Annotated in this window: 18 protein-coding genes; 8 read left to right on the forward strand and 10 right to left on the reverse strand. The window is 61.6% G+C overall.

Annotation, left to right across the window (positions count from 1 at the left end):
• A partial coding sequence (locus tag MN186_RS04950) for a site-specific integrase (RefSeq protein WP_242113165.1) occupies positions 1-936 on the reverse strand: 936 nt, incomplete at its 3' end.
• Positions 937-1,104: 168 nt separating this feature from the next.
• On the opposite strand from MN186_RS04950, the gene MN186_RS04955 reads away from it, so the two are divergent.
• Together MN186_RS04955 and scpB are read left to right on the forward strand one after the other, a co-directional pair.
• Positions 1,105-1,971 (forward strand): DUF1403 family protein, encoded by an 867-nt coding sequence (locus MN186_RS04955; RefSeq protein WP_289069584.1) that lies wholly within the window; start codon positions 1,105-1,107, stop codon positions 1,969-1,971.
• 1 nt (position 1,972) lies between these two features.
• The gene (gene scpB / locus MN186_RS04960) at positions 1,973-2,554 is read left to right on the forward strand and encodes an SMC-Scp complex subunit ScpB (protein ID WP_242113173.1); all 582 of its coding nucleotides are present in this window, start codon (positions 1,973-1,975) and stop codon (positions 2,552-2,554) included.
• Between the two features lie 28 nt (positions 2,555-2,582).
• Here scpB and MN186_RS04965 read toward each other — a convergent pair whose 3' ends face one another.
• The 6 genes from MN186_RS04965 to MN186_RS04990 form a co-directional block, all read right to left on the reverse strand.
• Positions 2,583-3,530 (reverse strand): esterase-like activity of phytase family protein, encoded by a 948-nt coding sequence (locus tag MN186_RS04965; RefSeq protein ID WP_242113174.1) that lies wholly within the window; start codon positions 3,528-3,530, stop codon positions 2,583-2,585.
• A 39-nt stretch (positions 3,531-3,569) separates the two neighbouring features.
• Positions 3,570-5,132: an inorganic phosphate transporter gene (locus MN186_RS04970; protein ID WP_242113175.1), complete on the reverse strand. Its 1,563-nt coding sequence runs from the start codon at positions 5,130-5,132 to the stop codon at positions 3,570-3,572.
• 38 nt (positions 5,133-5,170) lie between these two features.
• Complete coding sequence (locus tag MN186_RS04975; protein WP_242113177.1) at positions 5,171-5,971, reverse strand: polyphosphate polymerase domain-containing protein; 801 nt, start codon at positions 5,969-5,971, stop codon at positions 5,171-5,173.
• Between the two features lie 33 nt (positions 5,972-6,004).
• A complete protein-coding gene (locus MN186_RS04980; protein ID WP_242113178.1) occupies positions 6,005-6,577 on the reverse strand; it encodes a DUF4956 domain-containing protein in 573 nt (190 codons plus the stop codon).
• 247 nt (positions 6,578-6,824) lie between these two features.
• Positions 6,825-7,574, reverse strand: coding sequence for a hypothetical protein (locus MN186_RS04985; protein WP_242113179.1), 750 nt, complete (start codon positions 7,572-7,574; stop codon positions 6,825-6,827).
• A gap of 40 nt (positions 7,575-7,614) precedes the next feature.
• Complete coding sequence (locus MN186_RS04990) at positions 7,615-8,106, reverse strand: RNA polymerase sigma factor (protein ID WP_242113180.1); 492 nt, start codon at positions 8,104-8,106, stop codon at positions 7,615-7,617.
• Between the two features lie 105 nt (positions 8,107-8,211).
• Between MN186_RS04990 and MN186_RS04995 the strand changes: the two genes are divergently transcribed.
• On the forward strand, positions 8,212-9,666 hold the full coding sequence (locus tag MN186_RS04995) for a S8 family serine peptidase (protein ID WP_242113181.1): 1,455 nt from the start codon (positions 8,212-8,214) through the stop codon (positions 9,664-9,666).
• A 121-nt stretch (positions 9,667-9,787) separates the two neighbouring features.
• Here MN186_RS04995 and MN186_RS05000 read toward each other — a convergent pair whose 3' ends face one another.
• From MN186_RS05000 to MN186_RS05010, 3 genes are read right to left on the reverse strand one after another with little or no spacing between them, the layout of a single operon-like run.
• Complete coding sequence (locus tag MN186_RS05000) at positions 9,788-11,299, reverse strand: aldehyde dehydrogenase (NADP(+)) (protein WP_242113183.1); 1,512 nt, start codon at positions 11,297-11,299, stop codon at positions 9,788-9,790.
• Positions 11,300-11,347: 48 nt separating this feature from the next.
• Positions 11,348-12,349, reverse strand: coding sequence for a 4-hydroxyproline epimerase (locus MN186_RS05005; protein ID WP_242113184.1), 1,002 nt, complete (start codon positions 12,347-12,349; stop codon positions 11,348-11,350).
• Entirely contained in the window at positions 12,346-13,593 is a 1,248-nt protein-coding gene (locus MN186_RS05010; RefSeq protein ID WP_242113185.1) for an NAD(P)/FAD-dependent oxidoreductase, read from the reverse strand. Before MN186_RS05010 ends, MN186_RS05005 begins: the two co-directional genes overlap by 4 nt.
• Positions 13,594-13,798: 205 nt before the next feature.
• Here MN186_RS05010 and MN186_RS05015 point away from each other — a divergent pair, with 205 nt between their 5' ends.
• The 5 genes from MN186_RS05015 (at position 13,799) to MN186_RS05035 (ending at position 20,324) form a co-directional block, all read left to right on the forward strand.
• Entirely contained in the window at positions 13,799-14,452 is a 654-nt protein-coding gene (locus MN186_RS05015) for a GntR family transcriptional regulator (RefSeq protein ID WP_338024983.1), read from the forward strand.
• A gap of 239 nt (positions 14,453-14,691) precedes the next feature.
• Positions 14,692-16,440, forward strand: coding sequence for an ABC transporter substrate-binding protein (locus tag MN186_RS05020; RefSeq protein ID WP_242113188.1), 1,749 nt, complete (start codon positions 14,692-14,694; stop codon positions 16,438-16,440).
• Positions 16,441-16,518: 78 nt separating this feature from the next.
• Positions 16,519-18,366, forward strand: coding sequence for a dipeptide ABC transporter ATP-binding protein (locus MN186_RS16535; protein ID WP_242113190.1), 1,848 nt, complete (start codon positions 16,519-16,521; stop codon positions 18,364-18,366).
• The gene (locus tag MN186_RS05030; protein WP_242113191.1) at positions 18,366-19,367 is read left to right on the forward strand and encodes an ABC transporter permease; all 1,002 of its coding nucleotides are present in this window, start codon (positions 18,366-18,368) and stop codon (positions 19,365-19,367) included. The genes MN186_RS16535 and MN186_RS05030 overlap by 1 nt, the downstream gene beginning before the upstream one ends.
• Positions 19,368-19,370: 3 nt before the next feature.
• Positions 19,371-20,324: an ABC transporter permease gene (locus MN186_RS05035; RefSeq protein WP_242113192.1), complete on the forward strand. Its 954-nt coding sequence runs from the start codon at positions 19,371-19,373 to the stop codon at positions 20,322-20,324.
• Positions 20,325-20,359 lie beyond the last annotated feature (35 nt).

Genomic DNA, 20,359 nt, shown 5'->3' on the forward strand with positions numbered 1-20,359 from the left:
GTGTTTCTGGACGTGGCGTTCGTCGACCTCGGCACTGCTGGCAAGGCCCGCGCGCAGAGAATGACCGGAGTAGAGCGCCAGACGTTCCTTTTCAGGCAGGTCCGCGCGCAGCCCGGCGTCCAGCACGCAGCGCTTGATCAACCGCGCCACGTGCTTGTCACTCAGCCGCGCATCCAGCGCGCGTTTCCCGTCGCGCGAGGTGCGGGTGAAGATGGGGCCGAAGTCGATCTTGGCGAAGTCCAGCCAATGTTCCAGCGCATGAACCGGGCAGGTCCGGTCCGACGATCCGCGGCCCACTTCGACCTCGCGCCAGCCGGTCTTGGCGTTCAGGGTCAGAACGGCGCCGTCATCAAAGATTTCGACCCAGCCGCCCGCGTCGGGCGTGTCGTCCTTGTGCACATCCAGGCTTACAATTTCACTGCGCCTGAGCGCGCCCGCGTAACCCAAAAGCAAGATCGCCCGGTCACGCAGCCCGCGCAGGTCGAAACCCAGCGTGGCGATCATCGCCAGAATATCGTCGGGCAGGATGGCGTCCTTCTGCACCGGGGGGCGGGCGTGTTTGCGCCTTATGCCGGCCAGCACGCTGGCGATGTGACGATCCGTGCGGTCCAGCGGCTGGCCGCGCTGCGCGCAGTTCCAGACAAGGCCGGACAAGCGTCGTTCGATCGTGGCCACCGACAGGGCCGGGGCGGCGTCCCGCGGCGCGGCCAGATCGGCCAGATAAAGACCAATCAGCTCAGACGAGGGGGGCAGGGGGTCCACACCCTTCGCGCGACACCAGCGGGTGAAGTGTTTCCAGTCCGTTCCATAGGCTGCAAGCGTATTGTCAGACGCGGCCGCGCGGGCATAGTCGCGGGCGGTGTCAACCAAACGATCAAGGGTGCCGGAGGGGGCGATATGGTCGGGCAGGGCGGTGTTTTCAGGGGTTTTGGGCATGGTTCAGAGGGTAAGCTTGAAAGGTCCGATAAGGCAAGCTTATTGGACATAGACAGAAACTGCAAGGCGGGGCGGTTTGTGCAATATTCACTGGCGCCAAGCGCCGCCATCCAGTACGCTTTCTTTATGAGCCATCCGCATCCCATTCCGAAAGACGCCCCGGCGGCAATGGCCGATACCGCCATTGGCAAAATACCCGCGCTTCCGCGCTGGGTCACGCGGGCGCGGGGTGAAACCCTTGAAGATGTGGCTTTTTTGTCAGGCGCGACGCTGGGCCATCTATGTCTTGTGGCGAGGCGGGATGACTTGCCCAACGCTTTGTGGCGTAGCCGTCTGGCGCTGGGTGCCACTGAGGCTTGCATGACCATCGCGGGCCGGTCTGAGCGCGTCGCCGATCTGCGCGATGCAGTGCTATTTCTGCGCCCCGGTGACACGCCTGACCCTGCTGGTGCGGTGTGCCAAAGCTGGCAACAGGCGGTGTCGCGACCGCTTTCGGCGCGAAACCTACAGCGCGCCTTGCCCGATCTGCGGGGGGACGAGGTTGCCCATTGGGTCGGCGCCCAGCAGGGGGCGGCGGTCGGCCGCGCGGCAGATGTGTTGCAAGCGGTGCTGACTGACCATCCCCACGCCGAGCACGCGGCGCTGATCCTGGCTGACGCGGCGCTGGCGCGGGCGATGGGTTGGGATCACGTCCTGCCGATCTTCGCCGCGGGGCTTGGCCCGCGTGATCTGCGCAAGACCGAAGATGAATTGCGGATGGCCTGCCACCGGGCGGTGGTTCGGGGCGCACAGGCGGCGATTGCGATGGCGGCGGATCTGGCGCGGCGGGCGTCGCGGTTGCAAGCGGTCGCGCCAAAGCTGCGCGCGAAGGGCGCGATGGCAGCGGTTGATATGTTTTTGACCCGCGATGCGGTGGTGCCCGCAGCCTTGCCCTTGCCCGACCGTGCGGCGCGACGGTTTTGCGACCGGCTGGTGACGCTGGGCGTTGCGCGTGAATTGTCGGGTCGCGACACTTTCCGCGTGTATGGAGTGTGACATGACCGCTGATTCACTGGACCGTGATCTTGCCCATTTGCCGGCTGATGCGCGTTGGCGCGAATGGCTGCTGCGGATCGAGGCGGTGCTGTTTGCCAGCGCATCGCCGGTGTCGCGCGACGATCTTGCCCGCGTGGTGGGGCAGGGGGTGTCGGTCGATTTATTGATCGACGATTTGGCCACCGATCTGCACGCCCGGCCGGTCGAGGTGGTCAAGGTCGCTGGTGGCTGGCTGATGCGCACCCGCCCGGCTTTTGCCCCGGTGATCCGTGCGGCGGCGGATGTGGGCGGACAGGCGCTGGACCTGCGCGAGTTCGATCTGGCTGTCTTGGCGGCGATTGCCTATGCCCAACCGATCACGCGCGACGGGTTGAAGGACATCTTCGGCAAAGAGATCAGCCGCGACCTGATCGGGCGCCTTAGCGCGCAGGGTTTGATTGCCACCGGCCCCCGCGCGCCCCGCCGCGGCGCGCCCTACACTTTCGTCACCACCAACCATTTCCTGACCGCCTTTGGTCTGCAAACCCTGCGTGATTTGCCGGATCGCGAGCAGTTGGAAGATGCGGGGATGAAAACAGGGTGAATTTTCACGCGGTATGTGGCGTTGCCGATTACTGTTCATGCAATGTTGCGGCACCGGTTATCCGAAGCAACCCGAAGACGCTGCGGTGATCGCCGTCTATCTTGTCGTCGCTGACGATCAGGAACAGGTCATCGGTAAGCTGCGTCAGGCCCTCGAAATCCGCGTCGGAAATGCCGGGAATTTCGATTTTTGCCACTTGCGTCGGGCATAAGCCACCATCCTTGCAGTCGGCGGGGTCGAGCAGCCGCAGCCACGGGATCAGGCGGTCGCTATCCGCTGCAACGTCGCGTTCAAGGATCATCAGGCGACCATCCGAAATGACGCCCATCGCCTTGATGCTGGTCGTTCCTATACCGGTCGTGTCATAGGCAAAGCTTTCACCCGTCGCGGCATGGATGGTCTGGGTCGTGCGCTTTTCGTCCTCAAGCGGTTCTTCGGGCGCGGTGAGCAAACCGAATGTCGGGTGCAGGGCAAGTGATTCCAGCCCGTCCTTTTCACTGCGCTGAGCAGCGGGATCGCGCAGGGCTTCGGGGACGGTCAGATCCTCGATCCATTCGCCTTGCAGCGAAAAGCGGGCGATGCGGGGGCCATCTTCGCTGACGATAGCAAGCGTTCCGTCCTGATCCAGCGCGATATCTTCGGCGTTGAAGCCCTGATCGTTCATGCGGGCGCCGTTGGGGTCAAGCAGTCGGTGGCCCGACAGAGGGGTCAGGGCGGCAATCCGGTCGCCGGTCAGATCAATGGCAAAGCGGAACAGCCGGCCCTTGTCGGATATCGCGAACAGCGCGTCTTCGTCTTGGTCATAGGCAAGGCCTGAGAGTTCAGAGATCTTCAGATCGTCAATGCGCGGTTCGGCCAAGGTCAGCGTATCCAGCACCTCGACCATAAGGCCGGGTTGTTCGGCTGTGGCGATTTGTGGGGAAAGCAGGCTTGCGGCGCAAAGCAGCGCGGCGGTGATGTGGGTCGTTTTTACCATGGGATATTCCTTTCATAGTTCCGAGTCAAAGCGGGCAGATCAGGGCAGCATGATCCCCCGCAAGGTGAAGTAGATAAGGCTTGCCATTGCTGCCGCGGCGGGGACCGTGACCAGCCACGCGGCGATGATGCGCAGGACCACAGCGCGGTCGACCAAAGCGTGTTTTGGCTTGGGTGCGGGCATGGTCTGCCCAGACAAGCCATTACGGGCCTTGAGGTCGGCAAGCAGCGCGGCACGTTCGGTAAATGGTGTGGCGTGAAACCGGTCGATGAACCTGTCGGCGGCCTGTTGACCAGCGCCGTGATTGGCGCGGATTTCAGCCAAAATGCCTTGATGCTGCGCCTTCAGACGTTCGCGCAGGAAGCCGACGCCAAGAATCGCGCCCACGGTGACGTGGGTGGTCGAGACCGGCATCCCAAGCTGGCTGGCCAGAATGACTGTCAAGGTTGCCGCCATCGCGATGCAATAGGCGCGGATTGCGTCAAGGCGCGTGATCTCGCCCCCGATTGTGCGCACCAGCCGCGGGCCGAACAGAACCAGACCCGCCGCCAGACCGATGGCGCCAAGTGCCATGATCCACAGGGGGATACCTGCGTTGCTGTTGATTGTTCCCGACGACAGCGCATCGAAAATTCCCGCCAGCGGCCCGATCGCATTGGCCACGTCGTTCGAGCCATGCGCGAAGGACAGCGACCCGGCCGCAAGCACCAGAGGAACGGCCAGAAGCCGGTTCACGCTGCCTTTGCAGTTGCGCAGATATGGCAAGCGGCGCGCCACATGCGCCCGCATCAAAGCCCAGACCGGCAGGGCGGCGACAAGACCGCCAAGCATGGCCTGCACCAACCCGATATCGGTGATTTTGGACAGGCCCTTCAGCATCAGATAGGTTGTAAACGCCCATGCCATCGCGGCGGCAAGCACAGGCACACCGCGCTGCGCGGCACTCAGTTTGTCGGGGCTCCATGTGATGCTGCGTTTGACCAGATACAGGCACATGGCGGCCAGACCTGCACCCAGGGCCGGTGACAGCACCCAACTGGCGGCAACACCGCCCATGACACCCCAATCGACCACGCCGAAGCCAGCGGCGGCAATACCTGCGCCAAGCACTCCGCCGACGATGGAATGGGTGGTGCTGACCGGCGCGCCGATCATGGTCGCGAGGTTCAGCCAAAGGGCCGCCGCCAGAAGCGCCGCGAGCATCACCCGGACATAGGCCATTGTGTTGGGGATCAGGGACGGATCAATGATGCCTTTGCGGATCGTGCCAACCACGTCGCCACCCGCGATTATTGCGCCTGCGGCTTCGCAGACTGCCGCCATGACCAACGCCGCCCCCAACGGGATGACGCGCGCACCGACGGTGGGGCCGATATTGTTGGCAACGTCATTGGCCCCAATGTTCAGCGCCATATAGGCGCCTACACCTGCCGCCAGACCCATCAGAAACCCCGTGGCACCGCCACCGGCCCCGGCCCAGACGGCGGCCGCGACCAGAAACGCGGCGCAGGCGGTCAGCCTCCAGATCAGGGGGCCGTGCTGTGCCAAAGCTGGAAACCAGCGAATAAGCGGCGGTTGTTTTGTGGGGAAATGAGCCATCATGGCGATCTCCTTTCAAGGATTGTGTTGGGCGGGTGGGGTCACGCGGCTTTGGCGACTTTGGGTTGCCATGCCGGTTCACGCAGATGCAGGCGGCGCAGGGCGGGCAGAAAACGGTTGTGCCGTCGAACCTGTCCAAGGGCGGCCATGCCCACGCAATATTTCGAACACCGCTTGGTTGGATGCAGGTGCAGCCCGCGCAGGATCTTGTCGGCAAGCCCGTTGCCACGCGCCGATTTCGTTTCGACGATGAACATGTCGGGCAAGACATCGCGGCTGGCGTCGTCCACCTGAAACCCAAGGGCGGTGTCGATGGTCATCCGCTCGCCGCCTTCTTTGGCAACCAGGGTGATACGTTCGTATTCCATCTCGATCACCGGAAGCAGCGATTGGCCCAGGGGTTCGCCGTAAAGGTCACGGTGGCAGGTTTCGATGAACGCCATGCAGCGCTGATCAAGCTTCGTCAGACCGCATTCGACTTTCAGCCGCTTCTTGATGGTCATGCCGCGCTTGTCTTTCAGTTTGACCTCAAGATAGCTGAAGCCGGCATCGACATAGCGACGGATACGCACCTTGCAGCGTTTGCGCCGCCCCTGATGGTGGTCGTAATAGGCGCTTCGATCCACGCTGTCGTAATAGCGTGTCGCGTATGTGAAGGCGCGTTTGCCGTCGATTTCAAGCACATCGAAATACTTGGAGAACGCTTCAAGGGCAGGGCGCAGCCGTGTGGCCGGAATGATGTATTTGTTGTCCAGCCGTTCCAACATGGCGGCCTTGCCGTTCAGGTCATCCAGCCCAAGGGGCGTGAAATGCGTTAGCGATTTATCGATAAGCGGGTCCATTGGGGCCTCCTTTATTTTCTGAGGGTTTGGGGGTTACTGGCGGTAAAAGACCTTCAGGCGCGCCATGTCGTTGATGTAGTCAAGCGCGGTGATCTGGAACGACATCACATCGACGCCCAGACGGTTGGACAGGTCATTGCGCATCCGTTCCGGGTCCGACAATGCATCCGTGTCGATCTTGTCGAGCGTGATCTTGACGCCGTGGGCCGAGCTTAGGATGCGCGGATGGTCCAGCGCCCAAGCGCCAACGACCACGATGCTGACCACGATGCCGGTGAACAAAAGCGTGGTGCCCTGCAGCGAGCAGATCACCGCGATGGCGATGGCACCGAAGAAATATGTGATCTCGATCTTCGAGATTTGTTCCGAGCGCAGGGTGAACAGGGCAAGGATGGCAAAAAGGCCGAAACCGGCGGTGATGCTGAATTCCACCGATGAAAGAACCGTCAGCACGCCAAAGGCAAAAACGTTGAACAACGATGCGGCGGTGACAAGTTCCTTATCGCGGTAGCGGCTGTAATACAGGCCAAAGATCAGGGTCAGCATGGCGGCGATGTTGATGCCAAAGCGCAGTAATGTTTCGGGGGCGGGCAGTTGATCCAACATGATGTTCTTCCTTCTTCCGGCAGTTTCAGCCGGTGTTGTCAGTGTGTAGGTAATGGGATTACGGCAGGCCCCCGGACTTATTCCCCGAAGTTGCAAATTCATTTCAGACAAGAAGAAATGGGCGGATTGTTGCGCAGGACAACCGACCCGCAGGCCAATGAAAAAAGGCCGCTGGCTTGAATATAGCCAGCGGCGCAGATTTACGTTTTCAACTTTCAGGGGTGTCTGCTTTCAGCAGCGGAGTGGGTTAGTCTGCCTGCGTCAGCTTGCGAAGGGCGGCGGCTTCATCCGCGACCGACATGGGTGCGCTGGCCTGCGACGCTGACAAATAAGCATCCAGTGTTTCAAGCGACGATGCGGGCGCATAGCCGGTGTCATCTGCCGTGGCGGCGGCGACGGCCAAGCGGACCGTCCAGCTTGTATCTTCGTGACACGCGACCGAGATGATAGTGCGGCCCCGAGCTGGGCGGAATTCTATCTCGCGGCAAAATTCGCCTTCGGCATTGGTGAATGACGCAACGGCCACCACTTCGCCCCCGCCTGCAATGTCACGGCTTTCACCCGAAGGCAGATCGTCCAACGCCTTGTGCAAAGCGGGCTGTTCTAACCCCGTGACGTGCAGCGGATGGTTTGTTTGGCCTTGTTGCAGAAGCAATGTCCCCGCCACTCCGACCGCCAGAAACAAGCTTGCGGCAACCGGGATCTGCCAGAACGGCACCTGCCGCGCTTTGCGATGCGCAGCCAGATTAATCACGGGTTCGGGTGCGGTTTCGGCGGCCAGGGCACGGATGTGATCTTCAAGCCCCGCGGGCACGTTCGCCTTTTGCGCTTGGGACAGGTCCGACAGTCGTGTTGCCGTTTCGCCAAACATCGCGACCCGCGCGGCCAGTGCGGGGTCGTTTGCAACGGCGGCGTCGACCTTGGCTGCTTCGTCATCAGGAAGCATTCCATCGGCATAGGCCATCAATGTTTCGTCTGTTATCGCGCTGTTTGGCATTCGGAGTATCCTTGCAACTGCGATGTATACGGGTGGGCCACTAACTTATTCCCAGTTTTTCTGCCAATGCCAAACGACCGCGGGCAAGGCGGCTCATGACAGTGCCGATTGGTATGTCCAAAATCGCGGATGCTTCTTTATAGGTCATCTCTTGCATACAAACGAGGATCATCACCTCGCGCTGTTCGTCGGGTAATGTTTGCAATGCGGTATTGGTCTTGTCCAGCATCAGGCGTGCCTCGATGTCGCGCACGCCATCAACGGCGGGCATGTCGAACGCGGTGTCCGCGTCCACTTCGACGCCCCGCGTCTGGTTGCGCCGTGTGATGTCGATCCAGGCATTGCGCAGGATACGAAACAGCCAGGGTTCCAGCCGGGTGGTTGGGTCATAGCTGGTCCGGCCACGAAGGGCGCGTTCGACGGCCGTTTGCACCAGGTCGTCAGCCAGATCGGGACGTCTGCACAACGAGATGGCGAAACGCTTAAGGTTTGGCAAAACGGCGATGATATCTTCGGCAAAAGGGTCAGACATAATGTAACAAGCCTGCAATCTCCCCAAGCCAATTGGAATAATTTATGGTTGGGTACGTAATCTAGACAACCACTAACGTCGTCGACGCCAATTCGAGGGTATAGTATGATGTTCAAAGCTGCTTACAAGCCATTGATCATTTTCGTTTTCATGCTGAGCATAATGACGCCGCCCACGTTTGACGGTCTGAGCTTCGTCGGGCCCGCTATGGCGGATGATGACGACGACCGGGACGATGACCGGGACGACGATGACGATGATGATGACGATGATCGCGACAGAAGCAGGGGCGACGGTCGATCCGATCGGGGTTCATCAAGTCGGGGTGGTGGATCATTCAAAGACGAAGTGAACAACTTTTTGAATTTGTTCAAGCGGCGAGGAGTTGAACAGCGCCCGCCAAAACCTGCGCAAACGGCGGGGCGTCCGGTCCCTCCGCTTGCGAAATATGCGAAGAACGAGATTGTCACCTTTGGACTGAACGATGACGACTTGGCCGAACTGCTGGCACAGAACTATACCCTGATTGAAGACCGCGAGTTGACGGGATTGGCCAGCACCCGTGCACAACGTCTTGGCGTTCCTGAAGGTCAAAGTCTGGAAGACGCACGCGCCCTTGTTCGTGCCTTGCCAAGCGGGCAGGCGGCGGATTTCAACCACTTCTATCGTGCGGATGAGGCGCTGCCGACGAACGCCGTCGCGCTGCCGCGTCCCAGCCCGTGCGACGGCCCGCATTGCGTCAATCGTGCCTTGGTGAGTTGGTCGCTTGATCTGGCCAAGCAAGGGAAATGCACCGGCGATGTCACGGTCGGCATGATCGACACCGGACTGAACGAAAGCCACGAGACATTCACCAAGGTTGACCTGACGGTGCATCGTTTGACCGCAGACAGCGCCGATCCGTCCCGTGCCGTTCACGGCACCGCTGTTGCGGCCCTGCTGGTCGGCGCGCCGGACAGCCGTTCGCCCGGTCTTCTGCCCGGTGCGCGCATGGTTGCCGTTGACGCATTCCACCGCGCAGGCCGGGACGAGCGGGCGGATGTGTTCACCTTGATCGACGGGCTGTCCTATCTGGCCGAGCAGGGCGCGGATGTTATCAACCTTAGCCTTGCCGGTCCGCCGAACACTGTTTTGGAACAGGCGATCACGGAGCTGGACCAGACCCACAACATCGTTCTGGTCGCATCGGCTGGCAACGCGGGGCCGCATTCTGATCCGTTGTATCCTGCCGCCTATGAGCCGGTGATCGCCGTCACTGCTGTGGACCGTAACAATAACGTCTATCGACGCGCGGTGCAGGGCGGACATATTGACCTTGCCGCGCCGGGGGTCGAGGTCTGGACGGCCGCATCGGTCAAAGGCGCTCGCTGGAAAACCGGCACCTCTTTTGCGGCGCCTTACGTGTCCGCCAGCGCGGTTTTGCTGTTGTCGCGCCAGCCGGAGCTGACGCCGACTGATGTGCGGACGATGCTAAGCGAAGGTGCCACCGATCTTGGAGCGGAGGGCCGGGATGAGGTCTTCGGCCACGGATTGGTGTCATTTGACGGTTTGTGTGAATAATTGCCCCAACCTGCGCCCGCCGCGCGCGGTCGTTGATTGTAGGCAGTAAAAAGCATGATTTCGTTTTAAGAAGGGATCAGCCGCGCCGCAAGCCGGACGCGGCTGATCTTTTAGTGTGGCATTAGGCCCAGTCGCCCGGCAGAAGCGCGTCGGGGAAGTTTTGATAGCTGACCGGGCGAAGGAAGCGGCGGATGGCCATCGTGCCGACCGAGGTGCCAGCGAAGGTGGACGCGGGGTAGGGGCCGCCGTGAACCATAGCGTCGCAGACCTCGACCCCTGTCGGGAAGCCGTTGATCAGAAGACGACCGGCCTTGCGTTCCAGCACGGGAACAAGGCGCTGCGCGGTCTCGGTGTCTGCGTCGTCCATATGGAGGGTGCAGGTCAGTTGCCCGGCAAGATCGGTTGCGACCGCAAGCATTTCGTCGGCGTCGGCCACGCGCAGGACGATGCCCAACGGGCCGAACACCTCGTGCGCGAGGTCAGGATTGGCGCGCCAGTCTGCGCCGCTGGTTACGAACAGGGCGGGGGCAGCGTTGCGACCGTCGCAGGTTTTGGACAGCACTTCGCGCGCCGCACCGGTCGCGTTGACGGTGTCGCGCCCACTGCGATAGGCGTCTGCAATGCCGTCGGTCAGCATGGTTTGGCCGTCAACCTGTTCCAGCCCGCGCGCGGTTGCGTCGATGAAGGCATCGGCGTCGGGGCCGTCCACAACCACGGCGACGCCGGGGTTGGTGCAGAACTGGCCGACGCCCATTGTCAGCGACCCGGCCCAGCCGTCGCCCAGCGTTGCCGCGCGGTCGGCCATTGCGGCGGGCAGCATGAACATTGGGTTGATCGAGCCGAGCTCTCCGTAAAAGGGGATCGGTTCGGGGCGGGCAGCGCACAGGTCATAAAGGGCACGGCCGCCGCGCAGCGAGCCGGTGAAGCCAGCGGCGCGGATCAGCGGGTGTTCGACAAGTGCCTTGCCCACCTCCAGCGACCCGCCGTGCACCATCGAAAAGGTGCCGGGGTGCAGGTCGCATTTTGCCACTGCTGCGGTGATTGCGTCGGCCACAAGTTCGGCGGTGGCGGGGTGGGCCTCGTGCCCTTTCACGACGACGGGGCAACCGGCGGCAAGGGCCGACGCGGTGTCACCGCCTGCCGTTGAGAAGGCCAGCGGGAAGTTCGACGCGCCAAAGACCGCGACCGGTCCGATGGGGCGCTGGATCAGCTTCAGGTCAGGCCGCGGCAGGGGTGCGCGGTCGGGCAGGGCCGCGTCGTGGCGACGGTCAAGATAGTCGCCCTTGCGGATATGGGCTGCGAACATGCGCAATTGCCCGGTGGTCCGCCCGCGTTCGCCTTCCAGGCGCGCGGTTGGAAGGCCGGTTTCGGCGTGACCCATCTCGGTAATCTCGGCGCCGCGGGCTTCGATCTCATCTGCGATGGTTTCAAGGAAGGCGGCGCGGGTTTCAATGTCGGTGCTGCCGAAGCTTGTGAATGCCTCGTCCGCTGCGCGCGCGGCGCGGTCGACCATGTCGGCATTGCCGGCCGAAAAGCTGTGCGATGCGCCGCTGGCTGGATTGGATTGGAAGCTGTCGTCTGTGCCGATGCGTTCGCCAGCGATCAGGTGTTTGCCGTGGGGAGTGTAGGACATTGTCGTCTCCTTTAGGAATTGGAAATTAAGATGCGGCGTGTTTTGCGATCAGGTCACAACGAAGCCGTGCGCATAGGGGTCGCGGTCGTCGATAAAGATCGTGTTGATCCCGGTCTGGCGGGCCCAGCCCCCGACGGAAGGGATAATGGCATCGCGGTCGCCGACTTTTGTCGTCGCCTCGACCCGGCCTTTGAACAGGCTGCCGATGATGCTTTCATGGATGAACTCGTCGCCGACTGCAAGCTTGCCCCGCGCCGCCCAATGCGCCATGCGGGCCGATGTGCCGGTGCCGCAGGGCGAGCGGTCGATCGCTTTGTCGCCATAAAAGACCGCGTTGCGGGCGGTGGCGCCGGGCTGCGTGGGCGCGCCGGTCCACAGGATATGCGACAACCCGTTGATGGCAGGGTTTTCAGGATGAATGAAGCTGTAGTTTTGGTTCAGGGCGGTGCGCAGCCTGGGGCTGAGGCCGACAAGCTCGCCGGCGGTGAAATCGGCCATGTCACGGAACGCCTTTTGCGGCTCGACGATGGCATAGAAGTTGCCGCCATAGGCCACGTCGACCGTCACCTGGCCCAGCCCCTCGATGTCGGCGGTCAGACCTTCGGCATACAGGAAGGCGGGCACGTTGGTCAGCCGCACTTCCTCGACGAAGCGGCCGTTTTGCCGGTATTCGACCGTGACCACGCCCGCAGGCGTATCAAGAACCAGCTTGCCGGGTTCGCGCGGGGTGACAAGGCCGTTTTCGATGGCCATTGTCACTGTGCCGATGGTGCCGTGGCCGCACATTGGCAGGCAGCCCGAGGTTTCGATAAACAGAACCGCCACATCGCAATCGTCGCGCGTGGGCGGATACAGGATCGCGCCCGACATCATGTCATGGCCGCGCGGCTCAAACATCAGGCCGGTGCGAATCCAGTCGAACTCGGCCAAGAAATGCGCGCGTTTTTCGATCATGTTTGCGCCGTCCAGACGGGGTCCGCCGCCCGCGACAAGGCGAACGGGGTTTCCGCAAGTGTGGCCATCAAAGCAGTTGAATGTGTGGTTGGTCATGGTCGGGCCTTCGTGAAACGGCTTGGGTCAAAAGGTGCAAGGTCAAGTGCTGTGGGCCGCCCTGCGATCAGGTCGACCAACAGTTCAGCGGTACCAGCCGCCTGGGTCAGGCCAAGATGCCCGTGCCCAAAGGCCAATACAAGATTGGGGTGGCCCGGTGCGGGACCGATGGCGGGCAGGCTATCGGGCATGGACGGGCGGAACCCCATCCACTGAACCCCGTCCGAGGTATCGAGGTCGGGCAGAAACGACTTGGCCTTGTCCAGCAAAATCTGCGCGCGTTTCATGTTGGGGGGCAGGTGAAGCCCGCCAAGTTCAACCGCGCCGCCCACGCGTACGCCATCGCCGATGCGGGTGACGACGAAACCGTGCGAGGAAAAGGTCAGATGCGTGCGCACGTCAAAGGCACCGGCGGGCAGGGTGGTGTTATAGCCGCGCTCGGTCTCTAATGGCAGCGACAGGCCAAGAGGGCGCAGCAATGTGTTGGAATGGGCACCAGCCGCCAGAACCACTTTGTCAAATCGCACGGTGCCGTTGTCATGGTGGACTTCGGTGCCGGACCCGTCGGGGTGCAGCGCGTGGACGGCTGATTGCTCGATCTGGCCGCCATTGCGGACCAAGTCTTCGGCCAGAGTTTTGACCCACAGTTGGGGATCGGTGGTGTTGATCCAGTCAGGCGTGAATACAGCCGAGGTGAAACGGTCGCTAAGACCGGGCTGGATATCGCGAATCGCCTCGCGCGTGGTCAGGGTTTCAAAACGGATACCGGCCGCCGCGCGTTCGTCCCAACCGGGCTTGCTGGCGCGCAGCTGGCGGGGGGTGTCGTAAAGCTGAAGCTGGCCTTCGCGGCGGATCAGGTCGTGGGTGTTCGTGGTGTCAAGCTGGCGGGTCAATGCTTCGGCTGACAGGCGCATCATGGCGGCTTGCGCGTCGCGCGCGGCCACGTACCGGTCGGGCGCCGAGGCGCGCGTGAAGCGGATCAGCCACGGCAGCAATTGCAAGGCATAGCCGGGGCGGATCGACAACGGGCCAAGGGGGTCGAACAGCCATTTCGGCGCCTGTTTCAGGATACCGGGCGTGGCCAGCGGGATAATGTCGGAAAAGGCAAAGGCGCCCGCGTTGCCTTTGGACGCGCCTTCGGCAATTCCCGCGGGATCAAACACCGTGACCTGATGTCCGTCACGCATCAGAGCATGCGCAGCGGTTATTCCGATCACGCCTGCACCAATGATGCCTATGCGCATGGTTTATGCCCCTTCTTCTGCTTCGCGATTTTGATACCTATCGGATTCGTCACTGTCGACAGAAATAATACATTTGGCAATCGGAAAAGCCCCGCGTATTAATCCAGGATGCTTTAATATGTGATTGGACAGGCGAATGAGTGGTGATGGGTTGGTTATAAACGCGACAGTTAAACCCGGCCGTAAGCGGGGTTCGGGTGTTTCCGTGGTTTACGAGACCCTGCGGCGCGAGATCATCGACCTGACCCTTGCCCCCGGCAGCCCGATCGACGAGGTGCAGTTGTCGGAACGGTTCGACATGTCGCGCACCCCGATTCGCGAGGCGCTGGTGCGGCTGGCGGCGGAAAACCTGATCACAACGCTGACCAATCGGGCGACCGTGGTGTCACAGATCGACTTTCTGAACATGCCGGCCTTTTTCGATGCGCTGACCTTGATGTATCGCGTGACTACGCGCGAGGCGGCAAAGATGCGCTCGGACGCGGATCTTGAGAACATCCGAAGCTTGCAGGCCGCCTTTGCCAAAAGTGTCGCGTCGGGCGATGCGCTTCAGATGATCGCCACCAATCGCGAGTTTCACAACGGCATCGCCGAAGCGGGCGGAAACAAATATTATACTGCGCTGTTTGCTCAACTTCTGGACGAAGGGCTGCGCATTTTGCGGCTTTATTATTCGTCGTTCAACGATGAATTACCACCTGAATACGTGACCGAACATGATGACATTATCGCAGCGATCGCGGCGAAAGATGTGGAACAGGCCGACGCTTTGGCGACTGCTCATGTGAATCAGATCGTGCGGCAAATTCAGTCTTATATCGCGACGGACCGGCGCAGCAGTCTGGATCTTGCGCTGTAAGTTCCGGCGCGTAACACGGTCGAACTCTCACTTTAAACAGCCATCTTAGTAAGCTTCGGCACCTGCCGGGGCGGTGTTCGTGGTGATCGGTGGCAGCGTGCCCTGCGCCGGGTGTCACCGCTGATTTCCCTTTGCGTCAAGCTTGTAAATTAAATCGGCGGTGGCTTTCCAAGCGGGTTGACAGCTTGCCAAACGCACATCAATGATGTCGACAAAGATTACACAAATGGGAGAGAGATATGACAAACACTGTCAGAAAGGCGCGCACAGCCGCCCTTGCAGGCACCGCGCTGTCGCTGGTGCTGGCTGGCGCAATGCCAGCATTTGCCGAAGGCCAGAAGGGGGGAGTTCTTAAGATCCTCGGATCGGGCGATCTGGGGCGGCTGGACCCGACCACCGTTGCGACCGTGACCGACAACAACTTTGTCCGGGCCACCGCGCGCACGCTGATCAGCTATGAAAGCTCGATGGACGAAGAGGTGCGGATCGCACCGAAGGGCGATCTGGCGACCGAGGTATCGGAACCCACCGATGACGGTCTGACCTATACGTTCACCTTGCGGGACGGGGCGACCTGGGATGCACCCGATGGCGCGCGCGCGATTGTTGCCGCCGATTTCGAACGCGGCCTGAAGCGCGCCTGCAACCCCGCGCTTGGGACGCCGTTCCTGACCTACTACGTGTCGCTAATCGAAGGGATGGAGGCGTTTTGCGACGGGTTCGCCAAGGTCGACCCGACCCCCGAGGCGATGAAGGACTATATCCAAAACAATGACATTTCGGGCATCGAAGCACCGGACGACAAGACGGTCGTCTTCAAACTCACGGAACCTGCGGGCGACTTTGTTTATATGCTGTCGCTATCCGCGGCGGCGCCCGCGCCGGTCGAGGTGCTGGATTATGTGCCCGACAGCCCGGAATATCGCGAGAATTTTATCTCGTCCGGGCCATACACGCTGACCGAGAACATCCCCGATGTGCGAACCCGGTTGGTGCGCAACCCGTCGTGGAACCCCGATAGCGACCCGCTGCGCGCGGGTTATGTCGACGAAATCGAGCTGGTTTTCGGGCTGCAAGCCGATGCTGCAATTCAGCAGATTCAGGCAGGCGATGCGGATATGCTTTACGACATTCTGGTGCCGCCTGCGCTCATCCCGATGTTGCAGGCCACCGGTGATGACAAGCTTGTCGCGATCGCAAGCGGACGCACGGCGTTCATCTTCATCAACTCCAAATCGCCCAACGCGGATGGTGCGCTGGCCGATGTGAAGGTACGTCAGGCAATCAACTATGCCATCAACAAGGCCGCCGTAGTGCAGCAATTGGGTGGACCTTTCGTGGCCGCGCCGCAGAACGGCATTTTCGGCCCCGGTCTGCTGGGCTATCACGACTTTGACCTGTACCCGTCCGAAGGCGCCAAGGGCGACCCGGAAAAGGCCCGCGAACTGCTGGCCGAGGCCGGATACCCCGACGGTATCACCCTGAAGATGCCGTTCCGTAACCTGAACAACGAAAGCGCGATTGCGCAGACGCTTCAGGCCAGCTTTGCCAAGGCGGGGATCACGGTTGAGCTGATCCCGGTGTCGGCTGCGGACTATTACTCGAAGTTCATGACCAACCCGCAGAACACGACCGAAGGCGGATGGGATATCGCTCCGGTCAGCTGGTCGCCTGATTGGGCCGGTGGTGCCGCGCGGTCGGTGTTCCAGCCGCAGTTCAGCTATGATGGGCGTCGTCAGACGTACAACTACACCGACTACAACAACGACGAGGCCAACGCCAAAGCCAAGGAAGCGATCAACGCGACCACGGTCGAGGAAGCTGGCCGTCTTTGGGGCGAGGTCGACGAGATCGTGATGGCAGATGCACCGGTTGCGCCGTTCATCTCGCAAAACGTGGTGGTGTATCACAGCGACGCGGTCGAGAATTTCGCACCCTATGCACTTGGGGCGAATGGCGACTGGACCAACGTCTGGCTTGATCGCTGACGACATGAAACGGCGCGCTGCGACCATCGCGGCGCGCCATTTTCGAGCTTTGACCGAAGCAGCCAACAGGGACATACCATGCCGCTGATCGAGGCACGCAACATCACCATCCGCATTCCGACTGAAGACGGGGTCGTCCACGCCGCGCGCGATTTGTCCTTTACCGTCGAAGCCGGCAGCCTGTTCGGCATTGCGGGCGAAAGTGGGTCCGGCAAAAGCGTTCTGATCCAGGCGATCATGGGGCTGTTGCCGCAGGCCGAGATCGAGGGGGAATGCCTGTTTCAGGGTCAGGATCTTCTGGCCATGACGCAACAGGAACTGCGCGCCCTGCGTGGCCGTCACATCGGCATGGTCTTTCAGGATCCTTTGTCCAGCCTGCACCCTTATTACAGCATCGGTCGGCAGATCACCGAGGTGATCCACACCCACGAATCTGTCAGCAAGGACGAAGCGCGCCGCCGTGCCGCCGACATGCTGGAAAAGGTCGGGATCGAGGACGCCGTTGCCCGGCTGAACGACTTTCCGCATCAATTCTCTGGCGGGATGCGACAGCGGGTGATGATTGCGATGGCGCTGGTGTTGCAGCCGCCTCTGATCTTCGCCGATGAACCAACGACCGCGCTGGATGTGACGGTGCAGGCGCAGATTATGGACCTGCTGAAACGCATGAGCGACGAGCTGGGCGTGACGATTGTGATGATCACCCATGATCTTGGGCTTTTGTCCTCGGTCGCGGATCGGGTGATGATCTTGTATGCGGGCCACCGGCTGGAATTTGGTCCCGCCGCATCGGTCTTCGGCACACCCGCGCATCCGTATACGCAAGGGCTGTTGCTGTCGTCGCCCGGAATTTCGGGCCCGGACGAGGCGCTGGTGTCGATCCCCGGTCGCCCGCCCAGTCTGCTGGCCACGCCGCGCGGGTGCATCTTCGCGCCGCGCTGTGGACAAGTGCAAGAGATATGCAAGACCCCGCCGCCCATCCGCCGATATGCCGATGGGGCCGAGGCCTTGTGCCATTTCGAACCCGAGGCGCGCGGCCCGAATGACGACGTAGCGATCGCGCATACTGCACCTGCGCCGGGCACCGCGCCGCTGGTGTCGATCCGCAATCTTCACATGACCTATCGCATTGCGACGGGCTTTGGCCGCAAGCGCGACCTTGACGTGATCAAGGGCATTGATCTGGACGTGATCCGCGGCGAAACGCTGGGTCTTGTAGGCGAATCCGGTTGCGGGAAATCCACGCTGGCGCGGATCGTCGCCGGGCTGACCCCGGCCACTGGCGGGCAGGTCAATTTTGATGGGACCGAAGTATCGGACCTGACCGGGCGGGAATGGCGCGATTTGCGCAAACGTGTGCAGATCGTGTTTCAGGACCCCTATGGATCGTTGAATCCGCGTCGCCGGGTCGGCTCGATCATCGGGGCGCCCCTGAAGATCCACGGTCTGGCGCAAGGTGCCGCGCTGAAGGACGAGGTGCGGCGGCTGATGGGGCTGGTGGGCTTGAATCCCGAACACTACAACCGGTTTCCCAACGAATTTTCGGGCGGGCAGCGGCAGCGCATCGGCATTGCGCGTGCGTTAGCTTTGAAGCCCGATCTGATGATCTTCGACGAACCTGTTTCGGCGCTTGATGTTTCGATCCAGGCGCAGATTTTGAACCTGATCAAGGAATTGCAGGCCGAGCTGAACCTGACCAGCCTGTTCATCTCGCATGATCTGACGGTGGTGCGCCATATGTGCGACCGCATCGCGGTGATGAATATGGGCCGCATTATTGAGCTGGAGGAGGCAGACGCCATCTTCGCCAACCCGCGCGAGGAATACACCCGTACCCTGCTGGCCGCGTCACATGTGCCGCCGCGCCCGGTCGAACCTGACCACCGCCAGTTGATCGCAAGCGAGCCGCAACAGGGGGCCATGTGATGGGACAGTTTCAAAGCCGGAACGAAGAAATGACCAATGAGATCGAAGAGGATGATGGCACCGAAGACCGTGGCCCGGTCGTCGTTCAACGCTCGTCCGCTGCGCTGACATTCCGACGGCTGGCCCGCGACCCGGCCAGTGTGATCGCATTTTTGTTCATCGTCGCGCTTTTCGCCTTTGCCATCGGCGCCCCGTTGGTCGAGACATGGACAGGCCACGGCGTGATCACCCAATACCGCGAAACTGCGTTGTCGCCGGTTGGCCTGCCCGTCGGCCCGAATTCCGAGTTTCTGTTGGGCGGCGACCAACTGGGCCGCGACGTTCTGGTGCGCATCGCATACGGCGCGCGCGTGTCGCTTTTGGTTGGGGTCATGGCATCGCTGATCGCGGCGACAATTGGCGTGACCGTGGGGATGCTGGCAGGATATTTCGGCGGTTGGGTCGATTTCGTGCTTGGCCGGTTCATGGATCTGGTGATGTCGGTTCCGTTCCTGCTGGCCGCGCTGGCGCTGGTGTCTGTTTTTGGCCCGTCGCTGCCCTTGTCGGTGTCGGTCATCGTCTTTTTTAGTTGGACAACCATCGGCCGGGTGATCAGGGCCGAGACAACATCCCTGAGCCGGCGTGAATTCGTGCAGGCCAGCCGGTCTTTGGGCGCGGGGCATGGATATATCCTGTTGCGTGATATCCTGCCCAATCTGGCGCTGACGATTATTATTTATACCACCATGCTGATCCCCAACGCGATCGTGTTCGAGGCCACGTTATCCTATCTGGGGATGGGCATTGTGCCGCCCACGCCGTCCTGGGGCGGGATGCTGGCCGAGGCCGGGGCGAACTCGATCTATCTGGTGGCGTGGTGGCTGGTGCTGTTTCCGGGTCTTGCGCTGCTGGCGGCCACGCTGGCGTTCAACATTCTGGGCGACGGGCTGCGTGATGCGCTTGATCCGTCCGCGCGGGGCCGTGCCGTGTTTCGTAAGAAAAAGAAATCCGAGGAAGGCTGACCTATGATTGTTTTCATTGCCAAGCGCCTGACATTCGGGCTGTTCGTCCTGATCACGCTTAGCCTGTTCGTGTTCTTCCTGTTCTTCGTGGCCCCTGGTGATCCCGCCCGTGTGGTGGCCGGCGACAAAGCGCCCGAGGCGCAGTTGCAGCAGGTGCGAGAAAACCTTGGCCTTGACCGACCAATGCCCGAACAATACCTGCGCTTTGTCACTCGGGCGGCGCAAGGTGATCTTGGCTTTTCCTATCGCAACCGCCAGCCGGTCACGGACCTGATCGTGCGGCGCATTCCGGTCACAGTGTCCCTTGTTTTTGGCGGGGTGTTGTTCTGGCTTTCCTTGGGGGTGCCGATCGGCATCATCTCGGCCCGAAATCCGGGGACGTGGAAGGACCGATTGGGGCAGGTGTTCATCCTGTTGGGCTTGTCCTTTCCGACCTTTGTTCTGGGGATGCTGGCGCTTTACACCCTGTATTTCCTGCCGCGCACGGCGGGATTCACGCTGTTCCCGCCGGGGGGCTATGCGCCGCTTCTGGACAATCCGCTGAAATGGGCGTGGCATCTGGCGCTGCCTTGGGCCACGCTGGCGCTGGTTGTGGCGGCGATCTATGCCCGCCTGACGCGCGGCCAGCTTTTGCAGGTATTGGGCGAGGATTACATCCGCACCGCCCGCGCCAAGGGTTTGACCGAACGGCGCGTCGTCTATCGCCACGGGATGCGCGCGACGCTGACGCCTTTGGTCACACAACTGGGCGCGGATATTGCGGTGCTTCTGGGCGGTGTGATCGTGATCGAGCAGGTCTATGGCCTGCAAGGGGTCGGAGCTTTGGCCGTGCAGGCGGTGCAGAATCAGGACCGCCCCATCATCATCGGGGTTGTCATGCTGGGCGGGCTGTTCATCGTGACCACGAACCTGATTGTCGATCTGCTGTATGCCGCGCTTGATCCTCGGGTCAGGTAAACCACCCACCACCGAAGAAATTGGAAGGAGCCAAC

It is taken from the genome of Aliiroseovarius sediminis, from assembly GCF_022678485.1.
Classification (GTDB): domain Bacteria; phylum Pseudomonadota; class Alphaproteobacteria; order Rhodobacterales; family Rhodobacteraceae; genus Aliiroseovarius; species Aliiroseovarius sediminis.

What these genes read in the sequence shown, in the direction of transcription:
- MN186_RS04955 (WP_289069584.1), top strand. Translation starts at nt 1,105, where the DNA reads ATGGCCGATACCGCCATTGGCAAAATACCCGCGCTTCCGCGCTGGGTC.
- scpB (WP_242113173.1), top strand. Translation starts at nt 1,973, where the DNA reads ATGACCGCTGATTCACTGGACCGTGATCTTGCCCATTTGCCGGCTGAT.
- MN186_RS04965 (WP_242113174.1), bottom strand. Translation starts at nt 3,530, where the DNA reads ATGGTAAAAACGACCCACATCACCGCCGCGCTGCTTTGCGCCGCAAGC.
- MN186_RS04970 (WP_242113175.1), bottom strand. Translation starts at nt 5,132, where the DNA reads ATGATGGCTCATTTCCCCACAAAACAACCGCCGCTTATTCGCTGGTTT.
- MN186_RS04975 (WP_242113177.1), bottom strand. Translation starts at nt 5,971, where the DNA reads ATGGACCCGCTTATCGATAAATCGCTAACGCATTTCACGCCCCTTGGG.
- MN186_RS04980 (WP_242113178.1), bottom strand. Translation starts at nt 6,577, where the DNA reads ATGTTGGATCAACTGCCCGCCCCCGAAACATTACTGCGCTTTGGCATC.
- MN186_RS04985 (WP_242113179.1), bottom strand. Translation starts at nt 7,574, where the DNA reads ATGCCAAACAGCGCGATAACAGACGAAACATTGATGGCCTATGCCGAT.
- MN186_RS04990 (WP_242113180.1), bottom strand. Translation starts at nt 8,106, where the DNA reads ATGTCTGACCCTTTTGCCGAAGATATCATCGCCGTTTTGCCAAACCTT.
- MN186_RS04995 (WP_242113181.1), top strand. Translation starts at nt 8,212, where the DNA reads ATGATGTTCAAAGCTGCTTACAAGCCATTGATCATTTTCGTTTTCATG.
- MN186_RS05000 (WP_242113183.1), bottom strand. Translation starts at nt 11,299, where the DNA reads ATGTCCTACACTCCCCACGGCAAACACCTGATCGCTGGCGAACGCATC.
- MN186_RS05005 (WP_242113184.1), bottom strand. Translation starts at nt 12,349, where the DNA reads ATGACCAACCACACATTCAACTGCTTTGATGGCCACACTTGCGGAAAC.
- MN186_RS05010 (WP_242113185.1), bottom strand. Translation starts at nt 13,593, where the DNA reads ATGCGCATAGGCATCATTGGTGCAGGCGTGATCGGAATAACCGCTGCG.
- MN186_RS05020 (WP_242113188.1), top strand. Translation starts at nt 14,692, where the DNA reads ATGACAAACACTGTCAGAAAGGCGCGCACAGCCGCCCTTGCAGGCACC.
- MN186_RS16535 (WP_242113190.1), top strand. Translation starts at nt 16,519, where the DNA reads ATGCCGCTGATCGAGGCACGCAACATCACCATCCGCATTCCGACTGAA.
- MN186_RS05030 (WP_242113191.1), top strand. Translation starts at nt 18,366, where the DNA reads ATGGGACAGTTTCAAAGCCGGAACGAAGAAATGACCAATGAGATCGAA.
- MN186_RS05035 (WP_242113192.1), top strand. Translation starts at nt 19,371, where the DNA reads ATGATTGTTTTCATTGCCAAGCGCCTGACATTCGGGCTGTTCGTCCTG.